The following is a 15,251-nucleotide window of genomic DNA, read 5'->3' on the forward strand; positions in this document are numbered from 1 at the left end:
AAGATGCGGCGCATACCATTAGGGCAGCAGATCGGCCTCGATCAGCAGCGCGTCGAGATCGTAGGGCGGGATTTTATAGGTTCCCCCGTCTATCGGCAGGCTTTCGGGCAGGTCGCGGGCGTGCAATTGCGCCAGCAGCGCCGCCGCCTGCGCGTAGCGCTCGAAGTTCGGCCCGTCGGGTCCTGCCACGCCCTCGGTTCCGAAATATTCGAGTACGGCGAAGCCGGTCTCGAGATCGGAGGCGTAGATTTCGGGCGCCGACAGATCTTGCGCGCGCAGGGCTTCGTCCACGGCGACAAAGGGAAGGATGTTTTCGGCGAGACGGGCGATGGCGCTATAGGGCTTGCCGAAGCGCACCGGCGGCCCGTCGGGGCGCGGCGGCGAAATCATCAAAAGGGCCTTTTCGCCGCTCGCCTTGGTCAAAAGCTCATAGGCGCGCGAAGAGGCGTCGCCCTGCAAATGTTCGCGTTCGGCCTCGTCCCAGCCCGAGCGCTCGAGCACCGATTGGGCGCCGCGCTTGGACAGGAGTCTTGCCGCCATGGCGCCGTGGCCGGTGATTTCGGCGCGGCGATAGTCCGCGCCGCGCCGCGCGTCGGTGAACAGCGCGATGTCGAGCCGGTCGCCGGTCAGCGCCGCGCCGGCGCGCTCGGCCCATTCGACCAGCACCAGCGCGCCCTCCGCCGCCTCGTCCCAACCGAGTTCCGCCAGTTCGGACGGGTCCTTGACCCGATAGAGATCGGCGTGAACGATGGGAAAGGCCGGCGTATCGTAAATCTGCAGCAGGGTGAAGGTCGGGCTTGGCGTCTCGAGTTCCGGGTCGCCGGTCAGGCGGCGGATCAGCGCCCGCGCGAAAGTGGTCTTGCCGGCGCCAAGCTCCCCGGACAGGGTCACCAGATCGTCGGCGCCGACCAGCGCCGCCACCTCGCGCGCCAGACCTTGCGTCGCCGCCTCTGTGGGCAATTCGGCGCGCCACACCGGCGCGATGACGGAATTCATGCCTCTTCCCTCGCCTCGTCCATTGTCGGCGGGCGCCTCTCCGCTCCGGCCTCCGCCAGAGGGAACAGACAGGTCACCACCGTTCCTTCGCCCGGCGCCGAATCGATCAGCACCTTGCCGCCATGGCGCTCGACAAAGGCGCGCACGATCGACAGGCCGAGGCCGACGCCGCGATGACGCGATTGCAGCGTGTGGCTCTCGAAGCGGTCGAACACCTTGTCGAGCAGTTCCGGCGGAATGCCCCGCCCCTGATCGGAAACCTTGAACACGATTTCCCCCTCGCGACGCAAGGCGGCGAGGGTCACCGTCTGACCCGGCTCGGAAAAGCCGATGGCGTTGGACAGAAGATTGAACAGGATCTGGCGGATGCGCTTGCCGTCGGCCCGGAAGGCGCCGATGCCCTTGCCGGCGACCACGCACAGTTCGACCTGCGATTCGGCCAGCCGGTCCTGCACGCCCGCCGTCGCCTCTTCGATCGTGCGCGCGATATCGACGTCGCCAAGCTGCAATTCCATGGCGTCGCGGTCGATGGTGGCGAGGTCGAGAATATCGTTGATGATCGCCAGCAGCGCCGCCGAGGATTTCATCACATAGCCGGCATATTCGCGCTGCTTTTCATTGAGCGGGCCGACGCCCTGGTCGCCGAGCAGCTGGATGAAGCCGATGATATTGGTCAAAGGCGAGCGCAACTCGTAGGACACATGGTGGACGAAATCGTTGCGCAATTGTTCGGCGGCGAGCAAAGCCGCATTCCGTTCGGTCAGCGCGCGCTCGACATTGACCCCGTCGGTCACGTCGATGAAGGTGAGCAGCGTGCCGCCGTCCGGCAGCGGCGCCGCGGCGCAATCGACGATCGAGCCGTCGGTGCGCGCCATCCGCCGCTGGAACCCCGTGCGCGCGTCATGGAGGCCCGCCACCGCCGAGCGCAGGTCGGCCCAGGCGCCCTCGTCCGGCAGCAGCGCCTTGCAGTCCGCCGTCACCGTGTCGATATGCGGTTTGGCGGCGAGTTGCGCCACCGGCAGGCGCCAGATCTTGCCGAAGGCCGGATTGTAGAATTTGAGCCGCCCGTCGGCGCCGAAAACCGCTACCCCTTCCTGCAGCGCGTCGAGCGTCTCGCTCTGCACCCGCGCCAGGGCGTTATATTGCGATTCGAGATTGAAGCGTTCGGTGACGTCGTCGAACAGATAGGTGACGCCGCCCTGCGGGTTGGCGTCGAAACCGACCCGAAGCGTTTTCCCGTCCGGCAGGTGCCAGACCTGCGGGGCCGGCTCCAGACTGTGATAGATTTCCAGCAGCGCGCTTTTCCAGGCGCGGTAGTCGGCCTGTTCGGGCAGCCGGCGGGCGGCGCGCAGGCGGTCGAGGATTTCCGAATCGCTCGGCCCCTGGTCGAGAAAGGCCTGGTCGAGCGACCATAATTGCCGATAGGCGGCATTGGCGAAGACCAGTTTTTTCGCGCGGTCGAAAATGGCGACGGCGGTGGCGAGCTGGTCGAGGGTGCGGATATGCGATTCCATCTGCCGCGCATGATCGACGCGTAAAGTTTCGAGCTCGGACAGATCGTCGGCCATGCCGGCGGCGCCATTGGGCAAGGGCGCCTCGATCACGTCCATCAGCCGCCTTTCGCCAGCCGCGACCACCGGCAGGCGCTGGCGGAAGACGTCACCCGCTTCGCGCGCGCGAACCGCCGCATCGCGCGCGCCGCGGTCCAGAAGTTCGAGATCGCGATCGATGGCCTCCTGGGCGGTCCGGGCGTCCACGGCGCGGGCATAGGCCCGATTGACCCAGTTCAGCCGCCGGTCCGTCCCGCGCGTCCAGACGAGATGCGGCGAGAGGTCGAGCAGTCCGCGCAGCATTTCGAGCTGCGCCTTCTGTTCGGCCTGGATCTCGCGCAGCCGCACCAGTTCGAGCCGCTCCCCGGAAACGTCGCGCACCCGCATCACCACGCGACTGCCGATGGCGCGGCCTTCGGCTTCGAGATGGCGCCCGTTGAGCCCGATCAGATTCTGGCAGAACCCCTGGCCTCGTTCGCGCAGCCGCGCGACATTGGCCTCCAGCGCCTGCGCCTGTTCGGGCGGCAGCCAGGCGCCGAAGCCAAGCGCGCGGCGCGGCGCCGGCGTGTCGAGCACCAAAGTCACGTCGCCCTCGATGTCGGGTTCGCCGCGCGCGCCGCCCCAGACCACGACGAATTGCGTCTCGGCGGCGAGAAAGGCGCGCGAGCGCTCGGCCTGCTGGCGCAAATGCTCGGCCCCGGCGAGCAGTTCCGCCTCGCGCCGGCTCCAGTTTTTCCGCCCGGCGAGCAGCAAGAGGGCGGCGCCGGCGGCGAAAACCACCAGTCCGGCCCCGAGCGAAAGCCGGGCCAGACCATTGGCGCCGTCGAATTGCGCCAGCGAAGCCAAAGCCTGGGCGCGGACGCCGGACGCAAGCAGGACCGGCGATACGGCGAAACAGGCCGCGAGACGCAGGCGCGCCGGTCGGCGCGCGATCTGGCTTTCTCGCTCGGACATGGACTCAGGGTTCCTCCATCCGCCGGACGCGCGCGCCTCAAACGAATCACCCCAATTTACCCCCTCGATTCGCCTCAGAGAAAGGGGAACGAATAGGAAAACGCCTCCGTGAAGGGTCACGGAGGCGCAGTATTTTTCCCGGCGCGTGTTTCGCGCGGCGAAAGCCTGAGCGAAACCGGCTCAGTAGCGGTAGGTTTCGGGCTTGAACGGACCTTCCGCCGGCACCGACAGATAGGCGGACTGGGCCGGGGTCAGCGTGGTCAGCTTCACGCCGATCTTGTCGAGATGCAGCCGGGCGACCTTTTCGTCGAGATGTTTGGGCAAGGTGGTGACGGTCTTGCCGTAATGGCCCTGCTTGGTCCAGAGCTCGATCTGCGCCAAGGTCTGGTTGGTGAAGGAGGCCGACATGACGAAGGACGGATGTCCCGTGGCGTTGCCGAGATTGACCAGACGGCCTTCCGACAACAGGATGATGCGCTTGCCGTCGGGGAATTCGACCTCGTCGACCTGCGGCTTCACATTGTGCCACTTGTAGTTCTTGAGGCCAGCGACCTGAATCTCCGAGTCGAAATGGCCGATGTTGCAGACGATGGCGCGATCCTTCATCGCCCGCATGTGATCGAGGGTGATGACGTCGATGTTGCCGGTGGTGGTGACGAAAATGTCGGCTCGAGCGGCCGCGTCCTCCATGGTGGTGACTTCGTAGCCTTCCATCGCCGCCTGCAGGGCGCAGATCGGATCGACTTCCGAGACCAGCACGCGGCAGCCGGCGTTGCGCAAGCTAGCCGCCGAACCCTTGCCGACGTCGCCGAAGCCCGCGATCATGCCGACCTTGCCGGCCATCATCACGTCGGTGCCGCGGCGGATGCCGTCAACCAGCGATTCGCGGCAGCCGTAAAGATTGTCGAATTTCGACTTGGTCACGCTGTCGTTGACATTGATCGCCGGCCACAGCAGCTTGCCTTCCTTCTCCATGATATAGAGACGGTGGACGCCGGTGGTGGTCTCCTCGGTCACCCCCTTGATGGCGAGGGCGTTGCGCGTATAAAAACCGGGATTGCTCTTGAGCCGCTTCCTGATCGCGGCATAGAGCACTTCCTCTTCCTCGTTCGAGGCGGTATCGAGAAACGCGACATCGCCCTGCTCGGCGCGCAGGCCCAGATGGATCAGCAGGGTGGCGTCGCCGCCGTCGTCGAGGATCATGTTCGGCTGGCCGCCGTCGCCCCATTCGAAGATGCGATGGGTATAGTCCCAATATTCCTCAAGGCTCTCGCCCTTGATGGCGAAGACCGGCGTGCCGGCGGCGGCGATGGCGGCGGCGGCATGGTCCTGGGTCGAATAAATGTTGCACGACGCCCAGCGCACGTCGGCGCCGAGCGCCTTGAGCGTCTCGATCAGCACCGCCGTCTGGATCGTCATGTGCAGCGAACCGGCGACGCGGGCGCCCTTGAGCGGCTGGGTCGGGCCATATTCGGCGCGGGTCGCCATCAGGCCGGGCATTTCGGTCTCGGCGATGGCGATTTCCTTGCGGCCCCAATCGGCGAGGCCGATGTCGGCGATGACGTAATCATGCGGAAGGTGGCTGCTGGTCATGGTTTTTTGGTTCCCGTGAATTTCGCGTTCTATAGCAGGCGCGCGCGACACAGACAATAAAGATATAAGCAACTCTTTATATGGTTTCGCAAAGCGGACCTCAATCTTTTGGCCGCCGCGCCTGCATCGCCCGGAAATCCAGCGCCTTGTCGCCGATGTTGAGGCCCATCTGGAAACTTTCGGCGATGCGCCGGGCGCGGGCGATGAAGAAAGCCGCGCCTTCGGGCGGCAGAACCTCGCGCGCCGTCGCCTCGAACAGGCCGAGCCAGGCCTCGAAATGCGCCGGTTCGAGTCCCATCCCGAAATGGGCGGGCAGCGGCCGGCCGCTGTAGCGCCCGCTGCGCAGGCCGATCTGCGACCAGAAATCGGTCAGCTTGGCGATATGCTCTTCCCAGTGGCCGGCAAGCCTTTCCTCGAAAATCGGCCCGAGCACGGGGTGCTTCCGCCCGGCCCCGTAAAAGGCGCGCACCAGATTCTCCATCATCGCTTCGGTGAGGCCGGCGGGCGGCTCGGCGTCGGGGGCGCGGTCGGCGGGCGGATGGACCATGATTTCTCCCTTTCGCAGCGGCCCCGGTCCCTGGCGCGACGGCGCAAGTCCGGGGCATGTTCGCGGCTTATAAGGGCCCAGGAAAAAATTGTCTTGGTTCCGCGACACACAACTTGCTACATGAAGGGGCGTCGCGCGGCCTTCCCGCAAGCCTTTCGCGGCGCTCCCGAAGGCTCTCGGGCTGGCGCGCGGAAAACGCCCCGCCCCGCAAGACCGGGGAATTTCAAAATGCAATCAAGGGTGCGCCAGTGAATTCGGGTCCGAACGAAACGCAATCCATGACCAGCGAAATCATCGACGTGATCGCCACAGAGGGCATGATCCCGCGCGAAAAACTCGAGGACGACGCCACGATCGAAAGCCTCGGCTTGAAATCGATCGACATCGTGATGATCCTCACCGCCATCGAGGAAAAGTTCGACGTCTATATCCCGATGGACGGCTCTTTTCAGGAAGCCAAGGATCTCAAGGGACTGGTCGATGCGATCAGCGCGCATATCCTGCGCGAAAAAGCCGCCAAATGAGTCAAAGACGCGTCGTGGTCACCGGCATGGGCGCGGTGTCGGCCGCCGGAATCGGGGCGCAACTGCTGTGGCGCGCCGCCCGCGACGGCAAGCCCTGCATCGGCCCGGTGCAGGTGCGCCAACCCTATGGCGGCCGCATCAAGATTACCGCCCAGGTGCGCGATTTCGACATCGAAGCGCTGCTCGGTCCTAAAATCACGCCCTTTTGCGATCCCTTCGCCGCCTATGCGCTGGTCGCCGCCGACGAAGCGGTCGCACAGGCCGGACTCGACCCGGAAGTGCGCCAGGGCGCGCGCTGCGCCGCCCTGCTCGGCACCGGAATCGGCGGCATGAACACCATCGACGACGGTATTTTCAACGTCTATTTCGCCGACAAGCGCCCCGAGGCGCTGACCGTCCCGCGACTCATTCCGAGCGCCGGGCCGTCGCAACTCTCGATGCGCTATGGCGCCACCGGACCCTGTTTCGCCGTCGCCAGCGCCTGTTCCTCCGGCAGCCAGGCGGTGGGCCTCGCGTTCCAGATGATCCGCGCCGGCATGATCGACCGCGCCATCGTTGGCGGCTCCGAAGCCTGCGTCACCAATGGTTCGATGCGCGCCTGGGAATCGCTGCGGGTGCTGACGCCAGACTTTTGCCGGCCCTTCGCCAAGAACCGCAACGGCATGGTGCTCGGCGAGGGCGCGGCGATGTTCGTGATCGAAGCCGAGGAGGTTGCGCTGGCGCGCGGCGCGAAACCGCTCGCCGTGCTGGCGGGCTACGGCACCAACGCCGACGCGCTCGATCCGGTGCGTCCCGACGCCGCCAGCGCCAGCGCCTGCATGGACATGGCGCTCGACGACGCCGGCCTGACGCCGCGCGACATCGACTATGTCAACGCCCATGGCACCGCGACGGTGATGAACGACGTCACCGAGGCGGAGGCGCTGAACCGCAGTTTCGGGGACCATATCGCAAAGCTGCTGGTCTCCTCGACCAAGCCGGTGCATGGCCATGCGCTCGGCGCCGGCGGCGCGCTCGAACTGCTGATTTCGATCCAGGCGCTGCGGGAAAACATCGCCCCGCCAAATCTCAATGTCGAAATCCAGGACCCCGCCTGCGCGATCCGGCTGGTCGGGCTGCAGGCCATCGAGGCGCCGATGCGCGCCGTGCTCTCCAATTCCTTCGCTTTCGGCGGGATCAACGCTTCGCTGATCGTCACCCCCGCCGCACCGGCCTGACGGGATGGACAGCGCCGCGCCCCCGATCCAGCGCGCCGGGCCATTGCGCGTCTCGGCCTCGCCCGACGCGGTGCGCCGGTTTCGCCGCGAGACCGGCTGGAGCGAGGCCGACGGCCCGCCGCCCGCCAGCTTTCCCGTGGTGTGGATGCGCCTGCCGGAAATCGGCGAGCCGATCAGGGCGGCGGCGCAAGAAGTCGGCCTGCCGGTGCACGAAGCCCAGCATTTCGACTATGCGCGGCCGCTGGAAACCGGCCGCGATTACGATCTGATGCTGGAATTGCGCCGCGAGGCGCATCCGGCCCGGCTCATCGCCACGGCCGAGGTCTTAGACCTCGACGGCGCCTTCGTCGCGCGCATCGTCTCGATTTTGCGGCTCATCGATCCGAAATCCGTTCCCGCGCCGGCGGCAAAGTCATGAGCGCCGATGTTGCCGCGCCGCTGCCCGGCGAAAAACTGTCTTCCCTGCCGATCGGTCCGTTTCGCGCCGCCGATCTCGCCTCTTACGCCGAGGCTTCGGGCGACGACAATCCGCTGCACCTCGACCTCGCTTTCGCCCAAAGCTTCGGCTTTCCGTCCCGGCCTGCCCATGGCATGAGGCTGTTGGCGGCGTTCGAGCCGCTGCTCAGCGACTGGCGCCCCGATCTGATGCTGATCGGACTGCGCGGCCATTTCCTGACGCCGGTGTTCGAAGAGGAGATCGCCACCCTGAGCGGCCGCGTCGCCAAGATCGAACCGACCGAAACCGGGTATATCGCCATTTTGCGGCTGATGGCGCATACAGGCAGCGGCGCCCCGGCGCTGATGGGCGAGGCGCGGCTGACGCCCGCCGCCAGGTAAAACCGGATCGTCAAAACTTTGCCGAAGAGTCGGATGGACGCGCGGCCCCGTTTTGACTAAGCAACAAGCCGCGCGCGCTCGAATCGAAAGCCCTGCCGATGACCGAATTTCTCGAACCCACCGATCGCATCATCACTGTTTTCGGCGGCTCCGGGTTCATCGGCCGCCATCTGGTGCGGGCGCTGGCGCGCGACGGCTGGCGCGTGCGCGTCGCCACCCGGCGTCCGGATCTGGCCTTTTATCTCCAGCCGCTCGGCGAAGTCGGTCAGGTTCATGCGGTCCAGGCCAATCTCCGCTATCCCGACTCGCTGGCGCAGGCTTTGCGCGGCGCCGTCGCCGCCGTCAATCTGGTCGGTATTCTCGCTCCCTCGGGCGCCCAGACTTTCGACGCCGTGCAGGCCGAGGGCGCCGGGGCCGTTGCGCAAGCCGCGCAGGCGGCGGGGATCCCCAATTTCATCCATTTTTCAGCCATCGGCGCCGACGCCAACTCCGCTTCGGCCTATGCGCGCAGCAAGGCGGCCGGCGAAGCGGCGGTCCTCGCCGCCGTTCCCTCGGCCAAGATCCTGCGTCCCTCGGTGGTGTTTGGCCCGGAAGACCAGTTTTTCAACCGTTTCGCCGCCATGGCGCAGAAAATGCCGGCGCTGCCGCTGATCGGCGGCGGCGCAACCAGGCTGCAACCGGTCTACGTCGGCGACGTCGCCGAAACCGCCGCGCGGCTGTTGAACGGCGCGGGCGCGGCGGGCGCGGTCTATGAACTGGGCGGCCCCTCGATCAAGACCCTGCGCGAAATCTTCGAATTCGTGCTGGCGACGACCCACCGCGCGCGCCCCCTGGTCGCGCTGCCGTTCGGCGTCGCCGGCGCCATCGGCGCGGTCTCCGAAACCTTGAACAAATGGCTGCTCGGCCTGATCCCGGCGGAATTTTCCGTCACCCGCGACCAGGTGGAGCTGTTGCGCCACGACAATATCGTCTCGGAAAAAGCCATCGCCGAGGGCCGCACTCTGGCCGGCCTCGGATTGACGCCGGAATCGGTCGAGGCGATCGTCCCCGCCTATCTCTACCGCTATCGCAAGAGCGGCCAGTTCGCCGACGAGCGCGCGGTATAAGGTTTTCCCCTTCGACGCGCCCTCCTTCGGGCATGGCGCCGTTTGGGCCGGGCGCACGTTCGCCGGCGGCTATTGCGCCACGGCGCCGATGATCTTGACGGGCGCGCCGAGCAATGTGACCAGCGAATTCGTCGCCACCGCCGCAGCGCCGGGGCCGCGACCCGCTTTGACTCCCGTGGCGAGAACAGAGCGCAGCTGCGGTCCGATCGTGGCGAGTTCCATGAACTTGCCGTGATTGACCGGATCGTTCGCCTGGACGTCGCTCAGATCGATGACCGTCGCGCCGAGCGCCGTCAGTTCGGCGGCGTTGGTCGCGTTGCCGACCCTTGTTTGGCCGCCGGCGATGAAACTCGAAATCCCCAGCGCCTTGTCGTCGCGGGAAAGGATCACATAGAACGGGTGGTTGATTTTGCCGAAGCTGCGCAACTGCGATTTGAACACGTCGAAATCGAGGTCGGGCGCCGCCAGCAGGATCACGCCGATCTTGGACTTGTCCTTGACGCCGTTGGTCAATTTCAATTGCCGGAACGCCTCGACCGTCGCCCAGTTTCCCATCGAATGGGCGAGGATGTTGATCTTCTCGGCGTTGCTGGCCAGCAGCAGCTTCAGCGTGTGGACGAGGTTGTCGCGCGCCACGGTGGCGCTGTTGTTGTCGTAGACATATTGGAAAGGATCGCCGCGCGACGCCCAGGTGAAGACCACGGGCACCGAGACCGTGGCGGAATCGTGCACCACCTGCGCCTGGGTATAGGCCGCCTCGGCGAATAAAGTGTTGAATCCGTGAATGAAAAGGAAGATATCGCGCTTGCCTTTCGGGCGCTGCGCGAGTTGCGCGTTCAGCGCCTGCAGGAACGCCCTGTCGCCGTCGAGAATTTCCGCGCTGCGCGCCACGAACTCGGTGTTGGGGTCGCCCGGCGCCGCTCTTGCAAATTCGACCGCGCCGGGAACATGGGTGGGCGGGACCGAAACCGTCAGTTCGGCGAAACTGAGCGTGGGCGACCTTTCGCCGTTGAACAGCGTCCCCGGCGTGGCGTCGCGCTGACGAGTCGTGGCGACGAATAAAGTGTGTTCGGTCGCGCCTTGCACCTGCGTCGCCACGGGAGCGAGAAACCCGCTTACCGGTCGCGGCGGCGCGCAGGCGGCCAAAGTCCCCGCGACCAGCAGCACGGCGACGACGGTCCGCGACCGGCGCAGCGCGGCGAAAGCAACGACAAAGCGCGTCCGTCGATCGGATTTTCGAACCAAATTCGTCTCCTGGACATGCACGCCGCTACCGACAAACCGAAACTTTCTCGCCAATACCATCAAATATGTCCACAAAAATCGTCGGGCGCCCGGCGGATCGTGCGAAGTTCGAACGGCGGCCGAAGTCCGGAAAGCCGAGGCGCGCCGCCGTTGACCCCGCCAGTTTAATTTCCTATCGCATTAGAAGGATGGATGATTGCAGCGAGGGCGACCATGGTCGAAACCGGGAACAGCCGCAAGCCGGACACAGCCTCGGCCGCGCCAGGCGTGAACCCGCCCTCGGCGCCCTCCGTCGCCAGGGCGCCCGCCGCCATCCTGACCATCGTCATTGCTTCGATTGTCGGGCTGTCGATGTGGTATCTGATGCGGCCGCAGCCGATCCTCATCCAGGGCGAGGTTGACGCGACCCGCATCGACATTGCCGGGCGGGTCAATGGCCGCGTCGGCAAACTTCCCGTGGCGCGCGGAGAGAATGTCGCCAAGGGCCAGCTGCTGGTCGAAATCGACAATCCGGAATTGATGACCAAACTGCGCGCCGCGACGGCGGCGCTCGGCGTGGCGAAGGCCAATCTGGCCAATATCGAAGCCGGCGTGCGGCCGGAACAGATCGCCCAGAAAAAGGCCGCGACGGACATCGCCAACGCCAATCTGCTGCTGTCCGACAAGACCTACAAGCGCGTCAACGAACTCGCCGCCGGCGGCAACGCGCCGCTGCAACGTCTCGACGAGGCCAGCAACGCGCTTCAGGTCGCCCAGCGCAGCGCCGAACAGGCGAAACTGGCCCATGAGGAGGCCGTAGCCGGCGCCACCGCCGAACAGAAGGCGATTGCGCGGGCGAATGTCGCGCAGGCCGAGGCGTCGATCGATACGGTGCAGGCGCAGGTCGACGAACTCGTCGTGCGGGCGCCGATCGCCGCGCAGGTCTATCAGGTCGGGGCCGAACTCGGAGAATTCGTTTCTCCGGGAGCGCCGCTCTTGTCCCTGGTCGATCTCAACGACGTCTATATCCGCTTCGATCTGCGCGAGGATCTGGTCCGGGGACTGAAGGTCGGCGACGAGATCGCGATGCAGGCGCCGGCCCTCAGCGACCGCGCCTTCAAGGCAAAGGTCAAGACCATCGCCGCGCGCGGCGAATATGCCGGCTGGCGCGCGACCCGCGCGACCGGCGATTTCGACCTCAGAACCTTCGAGGTGCGGCTCAGCCCCACGCCGGCCGTTCCCGAACTGCGGCCCGGAATGAGCGTCTACGCCGAAGCGCCCTCGCGCAAATGAAGCGGCCGCCCCGCCCCGGCCTCCTGCTCGTGATGGCGCGCGAAGCGCGCTGGATGCGCCGCGACAAGCATGCGCTGCTGCTGACGCTGGCCGTGCCGCTGCTGGCCTTCGCGCTGCTGGCCTATACGTTCAGCGGCGCCGTGATCCGCAATCTCGGCGTCGCCGTGGTGGACGCCGACCGCACGCCGACGTCGATCGAATATGTTCAGAAGATCGACTCCGCGCCCGGCGTCCAGGTGACTTTGCGCGCCGACGACCTGTCGGCCGCGATGGAGGCGGTGCGCAGCGGCGGCGCCCTTGCGGCAGTCTATATTCCCCGAAACTTCGAACGCGATCTGATGGCCAGCCGCCGGCCGCAGATCGTCTCGTTCTACAACCGGCAATTCTTCACGCCCGGCAACAACGCGTCGAGCGCGATCTCCGGCGCCATCGGCGCGGCGACGGCGGCGCTGCCATCCTTTGCGCCGCCGCAAGGGGGCGGCGCTCGAATCGGCGCCATCGCAATCGAAAAATATGTTCTCACCAATCCGGAGCTAAATTACGCCCAGTTCCTGCTTCGCGCGATCCTGCCGACCGTGCTGCACGTGATCGCGGCGATCGCCGGCGGTTACGCCGTCGGGTCCGAATTCGCCTCCCGCAGCATGGGGGCCTGGCTGCGCACGGCGGGCGGCAGCCCGCTTACGGCGCTGGTCGGCAAACTCGCGCCGCTGTTTGGCATTCTGGTTCTGATGATGGTGGTCGTCGCCGCGATCATCCACGGCGTGTTCGCCGTTCCATTCCGGGGCGACGCGATCCTCATGGGCGCGTCGGCCTGCCTGATGCTCATCTCCTATCTGGCGATGGGCGCCTTGTTCCAGCTGCTGGTCAGGAAGCTCGCGCTCGGCTTGAGCCTCACCGCCATCATTTGTTCGCCGGCTTTCGGCTTCGCCGGCATCGGCTTCCCGATCCTCGCGATGAACGGTTTCTCCAGGGCCTGGGGCGCGGCGCTGCCGCTGCGCTGGTACATGCAGGTGCTGTTCGATCAGGCGGTCCGGGGCTTGCCGGCCTCGGTATCGGTCGCGCCCTTCGCCATTCTCGGGGCGATCGCAACGATTCTGTTCGGGCTGGCGTGGCTGCGTCTCGCCGCCATTGCCGGTTCGCCCGCCAAGGCGGCGGCGCAGCCGGCGCGAGCGGTCGTAAAGGGCTACGGCGTCGCGAGCGCGATGATGGCGGAATTGCGCGCCGCGCTCAACGATTCCGGGGCGTTCGGCCTGATCGTGATCGCGCCCCTCGTCTATGGCGTCCTCTATCCGCAGCCCTATCTTGGACAATTGCTGCGCAACCTGCCCATCGCGGTCGTCGATCAGGACCAGACCGAAGTCAGCCGCCAACTCATCCAGGCGCTCGACAGCGACGAAGCGCTCAGCGTCGTCGCACGCGCCGGCGCCCTGGCCGAGGCGCAGGCGATCCTGGCGCGACGGGACGTCTTCGCCATCGTCGCCATTCCCAAGGGGACCGAACGCGACATTCTCAAGGGCGCCAGGGCGCGGGTGGCGGCCTATGTCGATTCCGCCTATTTCCTGCTCTACAATCGCACGCTTCAGGGAATTCTGGAGGCGACCGCCGCCGCCAACCGGGATTTATCGGCCGGCGCCGCCCGGGCCGACGGCAGCCTCGCCCGCGCGGCTCTCGTCAGGGCCTCGCCGGTCGAATTCGTGAACGAACCTTTGTTCAACCCGACGGGCGGCTATGCGAGCTATGTCGTGCCGGCTGCGTTCATTCTGATCGTTCAGCAAACTTTGCTGATGGGGGCGGCGACGCTCGGCGCGGTCGGTTTCGAGCAAGGCGGCGCCGCGGCGCGACGGCGGCGCGGCGGTTTCCGGGCGATGCTCGGCCAGGCTTTCGCCCACGCCAGCCTCGCCCTGCCCGGCCTCTTGCTCTATCTGATCGTGCTGCCGCGGGTTTATGGATTTTCCACTCTGGGACGGCCGCTGGATATGCTCCTGTTCGCCGTTCCGTTCCTTTTGTCGGCGAGTTTCCTCGGACAATTCGTCAGCCTGGGGTTCAAGCGGCGCGAGCGGGCGGTTCTGGTGTTCATCGCCACGAGCCTGCCGCTGTTCTTCATGGTCGGCGTGGCCTGGCCGATCGAGGCCCTTCCGGAAACCTTGCGCGTTTTCAGCCGCGCCTTCCCGAGCACCTCGGCCATCGACGGACTGGTGCGCATCAACCAGATGGGCGCGACGCTGGAGGACGTCCGGCGCGACTGGATCAATCTCTGGATCCTGACCGGCGCCTACGCGGGCCTCGGCGCAGCCGCCGCATGGCTGATGAACCGGGCGGAGACCACAGATGCAGGCTAGAATCGCGCGTCGGCTCATTTTTTTGCTGGCCCTGCTGGCGGCGGGCGGCGGGCTCGCCTGGAACGCCCTGGAACGGCGGCGCGCCGGCGCGAACGCGTCCGAAATAATCGGCGTCGTGCGCGAGACGGAGATCCGCATCGCCGCCGAAAAAGGCGGGCGGCTCGGCTCCATCGCGGTCGCGCCGGGACAAGGAGTCCGGACGGGCGATCTCCTCGCCGTCCTCGACAGCCCCGAACTGGCGGCTTCGGTGGAAGAGACGCGAGCGGCCGAGAAACAGGCGCGCGCCGACCGCGACAACGTCCTCGCCGGCGTGCGAAACGAGCAGATCGACACCGCCGAGCATAATGTGCGCATCGCCGAGGCGAATATCGGCCTCGGACGCAAGGAGTATGAGCGGACGCGCGTCCTTGCCGGCAAGAATGTCGCAAGCCAGCAAAAGCTCGATGAGGCGACGGCGTCGCTGCGCCGGGCCGACGCCAGTCTCGAACAGGCGCAGGCGTTTTATCGCCAGCTGGTCGCCGGCGCGACGGCTGAGGAACGCGCAAAGGCCGAAGCCGAATTCGCCCTCGCCAGGGCGAAGACCGCCGACATCGAAGCGGTTTTTGCAAAAACCCGCGTCCTCTCCCCCGTGGACGGCGTCGTCGGGGTCCTTGTCGCGACGCCGGGCGAAGTCGTATCGCCGGGCCAGGCGATCATGACGCTCAATGCGCCCGCGCGCCGATGGTTTTCCTTCACCGTGCGCGAGGATCGGCTCGGCGGCCTCGCCATCGGTTCGAAGACGACGGTCGCCGTTGCAGGCCACAGCGTGGCGGGCCGCGTCACGGAACTGCGCCCGCTTGGCGAGTTCGCGACCTGGCGCGCCGCGCGGGCGGTCGGCGACCATGACCTCAACAGTTTTCTGGTTCGCGTCGATCCGGAAACGCCGGACGATTCCATCGAACCCGGAATGACCGTCCGCCTCGCGCCCGCCGGATCACGTTAAAGCCTGTTCGACGAATTGCGTCGCGAGGATTGTGGGAGCGCCTTTACGGCGAGGATCGAACCGATTGCGGCGCTCTCCCTCGCGACAAT

The 15,251-nt window shown here is 66.3% G+C and carries 13 protein-coding genes; 8 read left to right on the forward strand and 5 right to left on the reverse strand.

Features of this window, described 5'->3' with window-relative positions:
- Positions 1–18 precede the first annotated feature (18 nt).
- The 4 genes from tsaE to QZY01_RS06905 form a co-directional block, all read right to left on the reverse strand.
- The gene (tsaE, locus tag QZY01_RS23860; protein WP_342394882.1) at positions 19–996 is read right to left on the reverse strand and encodes a tRNA (adenosine(37)-N6)-threonylcarbamoyltransferase complex ATPase subunit type 1 TsaE; all 978 of its coding nucleotides are present in this window, start codon (positions 994–996) and stop codon (positions 19–21) included.
- Positions 993–3,500 (reverse strand): PAS domain-containing sensor histidine kinase, encoded by a 2,508-nt coding sequence (locus QZY01_RS06895; protein ID WP_294535049.1) that lies wholly within the window; start codon positions 3,498–3,500, stop codon positions 993–995. The genes tsaE and QZY01_RS06895 overlap by 4 nt, the downstream gene beginning before the upstream one ends.
- Before the next feature lie 180 nt (positions 3,501–3,680).
- Positions 3,681–5,093, reverse strand: coding sequence for an adenosylhomocysteinase (ahcY, locus tag QZY01_RS06900; protein WP_294535053.1), 1,413 nt, complete (start codon positions 5,091–5,093; stop codon positions 3,681–3,683).
- Positions 5,094–5,193: 100 nt separating this feature from the next.
- On the reverse strand, positions 5,194–5,640 hold the full coding sequence (locus tag QZY01_RS06905) for a group III truncated hemoglobin (protein ID WP_294535055.1): 447 nt from the start codon (positions 5,638–5,640) through the stop codon (positions 5,194–5,196).
- A gap of 278 nt (positions 5,641–5,918) precedes the next feature.
- On the opposite strand from QZY01_RS06905, the gene QZY01_RS06910 reads away from it, so the two are divergent.
- From QZY01_RS06910 to QZY01_RS06930, 5 genes are all read left to right on the forward strand, one after another.
- The gene (locus QZY01_RS06910; RefSeq protein WP_294535058.1) at positions 5,919–6,164 is read left to right on the forward strand and encodes an acyl carrier protein; all 246 of its coding nucleotides are present in this window, start codon (positions 5,919–5,921) and stop codon (positions 6,162–6,164) included.
- Positions 6,161–7,381: a beta-ketoacyl-[acyl-carrier-protein] synthase family protein gene (locus QZY01_RS06915; RefSeq protein WP_294535060.1), complete on the forward strand. Its 1,221-nt coding sequence runs from the start codon at positions 6,161–6,163 to the stop codon at positions 7,379–7,381. The genes QZY01_RS06910 and QZY01_RS06915 overlap by 4 nt, the downstream gene beginning before the upstream one ends.
- A 4-nt stretch (positions 7,382–7,385) precedes the next feature.
- Positions 7,386–7,799, forward strand: a complete 414-nt coding sequence (locus QZY01_RS06920) for a hypothetical protein (protein WP_294535062.1) — start codon at positions 7,386–7,388, stop codon at positions 7,797–7,799.
- The gene (locus tag QZY01_RS06925; RefSeq protein ID WP_294535065.1) at positions 7,796–8,218 is read left to right on the forward strand and encodes a MaoC family dehydratase; all 423 of its coding nucleotides are present in this window, start codon (positions 7,796–7,798) and stop codon (positions 8,216–8,218) included. Before QZY01_RS06920 ends, QZY01_RS06925 begins: the two co-directional genes overlap by 4 nt.
- A gap of 98 nt (positions 8,219–8,316) precedes the next feature.
- The gene (locus QZY01_RS06930; protein WP_294535067.1) at positions 8,317–9,324 is read left to right on the forward strand and encodes a complex I NDUFA9 subunit family protein; all 1,008 of its coding nucleotides are present in this window, start codon (positions 8,317–8,319) and stop codon (positions 9,322–9,324) included.
- Between the two features lie 69 nt (positions 9,325–9,393).
- On the opposite strand, the gene QZY01_RS06935 is transcribed toward QZY01_RS06930, so the two are convergent.
- On the reverse strand, positions 9,394–10,569 hold the full coding sequence (locus QZY01_RS06935; protein WP_294535074.1) for an alpha/beta hydrolase: 1,176 nt from the start codon (positions 10,567–10,569) through the stop codon (positions 9,394–9,396).
- A gap of 213 nt (positions 10,570–10,782) precedes the next feature.
- Here QZY01_RS06935 and QZY01_RS06940 point away from each other — a divergent pair, with 213 nt between their 5' ends.
- Genes QZY01_RS06940 through QZY01_RS06950 form a run of 3 tightly spaced genes read left to right on the forward strand, consistent with a single transcriptional unit; the run spans position 10,783 to position 15,162 of the window.
- Positions 10,783–11,841 carry an efflux RND transporter periplasmic adaptor subunit gene (locus QZY01_RS06940; protein WP_294535076.1) on the forward strand — a complete coding sequence of 353 codons (1,059 nt, stop codon included), beginning with the start codon at positions 10,783–10,785 and terminating at the stop codon, positions 11,839–11,841.
- Entirely contained in the window at positions 11,838–14,180 is a 2,343-nt protein-coding gene (locus QZY01_RS06945; protein ID WP_294535079.1) for an ABC transporter permease, read from the forward strand. The genes QZY01_RS06940 and QZY01_RS06945 overlap by 4 nt, the downstream gene beginning before the upstream one ends.
- Positions 14,170–15,162: an efflux RND transporter periplasmic adaptor subunit gene (locus QZY01_RS06950; protein WP_294535082.1), complete on the forward strand. Its 993-nt coding sequence runs from the start codon at positions 14,170–14,172 to the stop codon at positions 15,160–15,162. Before QZY01_RS06945 ends, QZY01_RS06950 begins: the two co-directional genes overlap by 11 nt.
- Positions 15,163–15,251: the final 89 nt, after the last annotated feature.

Origin of the sequence: uncultured Rhodoblastus sp., assembly GCF_903903185.1 — a bacterium.
Lineage (GTDB): Bacteria > Pseudomonadota > Alphaproteobacteria > Rhizobiales > Beijerinckiaceae > Rhodoblastus.

Bases quoted from the DNA above. Each gene is read 5' to 3' on its own strand.
- tsaE (WP_342394882.1), bottom strand. From the start codon at position 996: ATGAATTCCGTCATCGCGCCGGTGTGGCGCGCCGAATTGCCCACAGAG.
- QZY01_RS06895 (WP_294535049.1), bottom strand. From the start codon at position 3,500: ATGTCCGAGCGAGAAAGCCAGATCGCGCGCCGACCGGCGCGCCTGCGT.
- ahcY (WP_294535053.1), bottom strand. From the start codon at position 5,093: ATGACCAGCAGCCACCTTCCGCATGATTACGTCATCGCCGACATCGGC.
- QZY01_RS06905 (WP_294535055.1), bottom strand. From the start codon at position 5,640: ATGGTCCATCCGCCCGCCGACCGCGCCCCCGACGCCGAGCCGCCCGCC.
- QZY01_RS06910 (WP_294535058.1), top strand. From the start codon at position 5,919: ATGACCAGCGAAATCATCGACGTGATCGCCACAGAGGGCATGATCCCG.
- QZY01_RS06915 (WP_294535060.1), top strand. From the start codon at position 6,161: ATGAGTCAAAGACGCGTCGTGGTCACCGGCATGGGCGCGGTGTCGGCC.
- QZY01_RS06920 (WP_294535062.1), top strand. From the start codon at position 7,386: ATGGACAGCGCCGCGCCCCCGATCCAGCGCGCCGGGCCATTGCGCGTC.
- QZY01_RS06925 (WP_294535065.1), top strand. From the start codon at position 7,796: ATGAGCGCCGATGTTGCCGCGCCGCTGCCCGGCGAAAAACTGTCTTCC.
- QZY01_RS06930 (WP_294535067.1), top strand. From the start codon at position 8,317: ATGACCGAATTTCTCGAACCCACCGATCGCATCATCACTGTTTTCGGC.
- QZY01_RS06940 (WP_294535076.1), top strand. From the start codon at position 10,783: ATGGTCGAAACCGGGAACAGCCGCAAGCCGGACACAGCCTCGGCCGCG.
- QZY01_RS06945 (WP_294535079.1), top strand. From the start codon at position 11,838: ATGAAGCGGCCGCCCCGCCCCGGCCTCCTGCTCGTGATGGCGCGCGAA.
- QZY01_RS06950 (WP_294535082.1), top strand. From the start codon at position 14,170: ATGCAGGCTAGAATCGCGCGTCGGCTCATTTTTTTGCTGGCCCTGCTG.